Origin of the sequence: Aeromicrobium sp. (assembly GCF_047607065.1) — a bacterium.
In the GTDB taxonomy this organism is placed as follows: domain Bacteria; phylum Actinomycetota; class Actinomycetes; order Propionibacteriales; family Nocardioidaceae; genus Aeromicrobium.
The window spans coordinates 1-4,016 of record NZ_JASGDU010000055.1 but is presented as its reverse complement, the minus strand read 5'-3'; the positions used below and the strand labels follow the sequence as shown (position 1 = coordinate 4,016).

Annotated in this window: 6 protein-coding genes and 1 tRNA gene; 1 reads left to right on the top strand and 6 read right to left on the bottom strand. The window is 67.3% G+C overall.

The window, feature by feature from the left end:
• Positions 1-62: 62 nt before the first annotated feature.
• The 6 genes from rplA to QM597_RS08965 form a co-directional block, all read right to left on the bottom strand.
• Positions 63-779 (bottom strand): 50S ribosomal protein L1, encoded by a 717-nt coding sequence (rplA, locus tag QM597_RS08990; protein WP_415004541.1) that lies wholly within the window; start codon positions 777-779, stop codon positions 63-65.
• A gap of 135 nt (positions 780-914) precedes the next feature.
• Positions 915-1,346 carry a 50S ribosomal protein L11 gene (gene rplK / locus QM597_RS08985; RefSeq protein ID WP_415004540.1) on the bottom strand — a complete coding sequence of 144 codons (432 nt, stop codon included), beginning with the start codon at positions 1,344-1,346 and terminating at the stop codon, positions 915-917.
• Positions 1,347-1,394: 48 nt separating this feature from the next.
• Entirely contained in the window at positions 1,395-2,126 is a 732-nt protein-coding gene (nusG, locus tag QM597_RS08980; RefSeq protein WP_415004539.1) for a transcription termination/antitermination protein NusG, read from the bottom strand.
• A 9-nt stretch (positions 2,127-2,135) separates the two neighbouring features.
• Positions 2,136-2,384 carry a preprotein translocase subunit SecE gene (secE, locus tag QM597_RS08975; protein ID WP_415004538.1) on the bottom strand — a complete coding sequence of 83 codons (249 nt, stop codon included), beginning with the start codon at positions 2,382-2,384 and terminating at the stop codon, positions 2,136-2,138.
• A gap of 93 nt (positions 2,385-2,477) precedes the next feature.
• Positions 2,478-2,550, bottom strand: a tRNA-Trp gene (locus QM597_RS08970).
• A 140-nt stretch (positions 2,551-2,690) separates the two neighbouring features.
• Positions 2,691-3,161: an NINE protein gene (locus tag QM597_RS08965; protein ID WP_415004537.1), complete on the bottom strand. Its 471-nt coding sequence runs from the start codon at positions 3,159-3,161 to the stop codon at positions 2,691-2,693.
• A gap of 100 nt (positions 3,162-3,261) precedes the next feature.
• Between QM597_RS08965 and QM597_RS08960 the strand changes: the two genes are divergently transcribed.
• A complete protein-coding gene (locus QM597_RS08960; RefSeq protein ID WP_415004536.1) occupies positions 3,262-3,774 on the top strand; it encodes a hypothetical protein in 513 nt (170 codons plus the stop codon).
• The last annotated feature ends 242 nt before the right edge of the window (positions 3,775-4,016 follow it).

Below are 4,016 nucleotides of genomic sequence, written 5' to 3'. Positions count from 1 at the left end.
GCCTGTGGTGGGGGGCTCCCTCCGCCGCCCCAATCCTCAGGCATTGGACCCGCAGGACGTGCTCAGGCGTCGGTGTCGACGGCGTAGTCGCGCGTGCGCGACGGGTCGACGCCGATGCCGGGGCCGTTCGTCGTGGAGATCGTGACCTTCTTGACGTAGCGGCCCTTCGAGCTGGACGGCTTGAGACGCAAGATCTCCTCCAGCGCGGCACCGTAGTTCTCGGCGAGCTGCTCGGCGGTGAAGGACGCCTTGCCGATCACGAAGTGCAAGTTGGCGTGACGGTCGACGCGGAACTCGATCTTGCCGCCCTTGATGTCGCCGACGGCCTTGGCGACATCCGGGGTGACGGTGCCCGTCTTGGGGTTGGGCATGAGGTTGCGCGGGCCGAGCACGCGGCCGAGACGGCCGACCTTGGCCATCATGTCCGGCGTCGCGACAACGGCGTCGAAGTCGAGCCAGCCGCCGGTGACCTTCTCGACCAACTCGTCGGCCCCGACGTAATCGGCTCCGGCCTCACGCGCCGCGTCGGCGTTGGCACCGGTGGCGAAGACCAGGACCCGTGCGGTCTTGCCGGTGCCGTGCGGCAGGTTGACGGTGCCGCGCACCATCTGGTCGGCCTTGCGCGGGTCGACGCCGAGGCGGATGGCGACATCCACCGTCGAGTCGTACTTCGCGCTGCCGGACTCCTTGGCGAGCGTCGTCGCCTGCAGCGGCGTGTAGATGGTGTTCTTGTCGATCTTGCCGGCGACCGCGCGGTACGCCTTGCTGTGTTGTGCCATGGCTTCTTTCCTTAGGTGTGCCAGGTGTGGTACGGACCCAGCCGGCCCTCCCACAAGTGATGATTCGGGTGTCACTGGTGAGGTGGTCCCTTCGAGGCCGCTCGTTCCTCACAGCACCTCAGAGACCGGTGATCCTCAACCCTCGACGGTGACGCCCATCGAACGAGCGGTGCCCTCGACGATCTTGGCCGCAGCCTCGACGTCGTTGGCATTCAGGTCGGGGAGCTTGGTCGTGGCGATCTCGCGGACCTGGGCGGCGGTGATCTTGCCGACCTTGTCCTTGTGCGGGACCGGCGAACCCTTCTGCAGGCCGGCGGCCTTCTTGATCAGCTCGGCCGCAGGCGGCGTCTTGGTGACGAAGGTGAACGAACGATCCTCGTAGATCGTGATCTCGACGGGGATGACGTTGCCACGCATGGATTCCGTCGCGGCGTTGTACGCCTTGCAGAACTCCATGATGTTGACGCCCGTCGGGCCGAGCGCGGTGCCGACCGGCGGCGCAGGGTTGGCCTGGCCGGCCTGGAGCTGCACCTTGACGACAGCCGTGACTTTCTTCTTGGGAGGCATGGGTTTCGGGTCCTTGTTTCTGGTGGTGCGGGCGGACGAGCGGGGCGCTCAGACCTTCTGGATCTGGGTGAAGCTCAACTCGACCGGGGTCTCACGACCGAAGATCTCGACCAACGCCTTGACGCGCTGGGCGTCGACGTTGATCTCGGTGATGGTCGCGTGCAGTGTGGCGAACGGACCGTCGACGACCATGACGGAATCGCCCGTCTGGAAGTCGGCGAACTCGACCTTGGGGGCCTTCGCCAGCTGCGTGTCGGAGGCCTCCTCGGACGCCGTCGCGGCGACCTCGGCCTCCACCGCCGGGGCGAGCATCTGCTCGACCTCGGCGAGGCTCAGCGGGACCGGCTGGTGGGCGTTGCCCACGAAGCCGGTGACCGACGGGGTGTGGCGCACGACGCCCCACGACTCGTCGGTGAGATCCATGCGGACCAGGACGTAACCGGGAAGCACGGTGCGCTTCACGAGCTTGCGCTGGCCGTTCTTGATCTCGGCGACCTCCTCGGTCGGCACGACGACCTCGAAGATGTAGTCCTCGGCGTTGAGCGAGGTGATGCGGTTCTCGATGTTGGCCTTGACCCGCTTCTCCATGCCCGAGTACGTGTGGACGACGTACCAGTCGCCGATCTGGCTGTAGAGCCGGTCGCGGAACTCCTGCAGGGGGTCGGCGGGGGCGGCCTCCTCGGCTTGAGGCTCCTCCTCGGCCACGAGGACCTCGGCCTGCTGCTCGTCCTCGGTCTCGGTCACGTCACCGGCCGCCGTCTCGTCGTAGTTGTCACTCACCGCTGCGTCCTAACCGAAGATCTTGAACATCGCCTTGCCGAACCCGAAATCGAGTCCGGCGACGATCGCCATCATCACGAGCACGAACACGAGCACGACGACGAAGTAGTTCGCCACCTGCGGGCGCGTCGGCCACACGACCTTGCGCAACTCCGCGATGACCTGGCGCAGGAAGGTCATCGGCGAGGTGCGCGTCTGAGCCGACGCTCCTGCCGCCGATGCCGACGGCGTGCTGCCGCCCTGGTCGTGATCGCTCACGATGCTCCTTCGTGGTTGTCCGGCAGCACCGCAGGTGCCTCCGGGGCGGACCGGTGTCCGCCGCTGTGTCTGTCTCGGGTCGTTCGTTCTGGGCACGGCACGAGGGACTTGAACCCCCAACCTTCGGTTTTGGAGACCGATGCTCTGCCAGTTGAGCTAGTGCCGTTCGATATTTCGCCCACCGCTTCGCCTGGCCGTGGGCATGACGAAACAGTGGGGAAATCTCACCGATGGACCAGTGTACGGCCTGTCGGCGGCTGCGGTCGAATCGACGGCAGCCGCCGACAGGCCTGATCCGGGATCGGCTCAGCGCGCGAGCGGGCGTCCCTGCGCATCCGGCACCTTGCCGAGGGCGATGAGCACGAAGTCGATGATCGACCAGATGCCCAGGCCGCCGCAGGTGAGCAACTTGGCGATGCCCAGGCCGGTGTAGCCCAGGTAGAAGCGGTCGACACCGAGGCCGCCGGCGAAGAACGACAGCAACAGCGCCACGACGTACTGCTTGTCGCTGACCGGGCCGTTGTAGGCGTAGGCTGGGGCTGCGGCGTATCCAGGGGCCGCTGCGTAGGCCGGGGCTGCCGGCGGGAAGGCGCCGGCCAGCTCGGGCAGGTTCTGGGCGACGATCCACTCGCCGCCCTCGACGCGCACATGGCTCTGCGCGGTGACGTTGCCGGCACCGGCGAACTGACGCAGCTGCTCGAGCGTGTACGGGCCGTACTCGGCACCGTTGACGTAGGTGAAGTACTGGGTGGGCGTCACGCCCGGATCGGTGGTCACGATGGTCTCCTCAGACGACTCTGGTGTGGGCCGTCTCGAACTCTAGGCCAGATCGGCAACGATGGCACTTCGAGACGCAGGCCGCCCATAGAATGAGACCATGAGCGCCCACCCGCCCACCGAACCCGCAAAGAACACGGGATCGTCCCCCTTTGCCCAGGTCTACCGCATTTTCGCCTCGACACTGATTGGCGCGCCGGTCGTCCTCACGGTCGTCGTCGTGCTGTCGGTGACGGCCTCGACAGAGTCGCTGCCGGTGGGGGTCACCGCCGCGATCATCGCTGCGGTCCTGCTCGGCGGCTTCGCGGCGCAGACCTTCGGCTACCGGCTGGCACCGCTGACCGCGCTCGGGCAGGAGGCCGTGGCGAACCAGCGTTTCCAGCAGTCCGCCACGCTGCGCTTCGCCCTGACCGAGGCACCGTTCATCGCGGTGGTCGCCCTGACGTATGTGCTGCCGTACGGCTGGGCACCAACCCTCGTCGCGGCCGTGATCGCGGTGCCGGGGCTGTTCTTCCATCTGTGGCCGACCCGCCGGGTCGTCGGCCGCTCCGCCGAGCGCCTGGAGTCCGGCGGGATACCGTCGGGCCTGCGCGAGACCTTCGGCCACCGCTGAGCCGAACTCGGTCCCGGGGTAGGTCACTTCGGGTCGTTGAGGTGTGAGCGAGAAACGAGCGAGCCTCGAAACGACGCAACCCTCGCGGTGGGTGGCAGCGGGTCCCTTCGAGGCTCCGGCCGCAGGCGGCCTACGCACCTCAGGGACCAAGTGGCTTCGGTTCGTTGAGGTGTGAGCGAGAAACGAGCGAGCCTCGAAACGACGCAACCCTCGCGGTGGGTGGCAGCGGGTCCCTTCGAGGC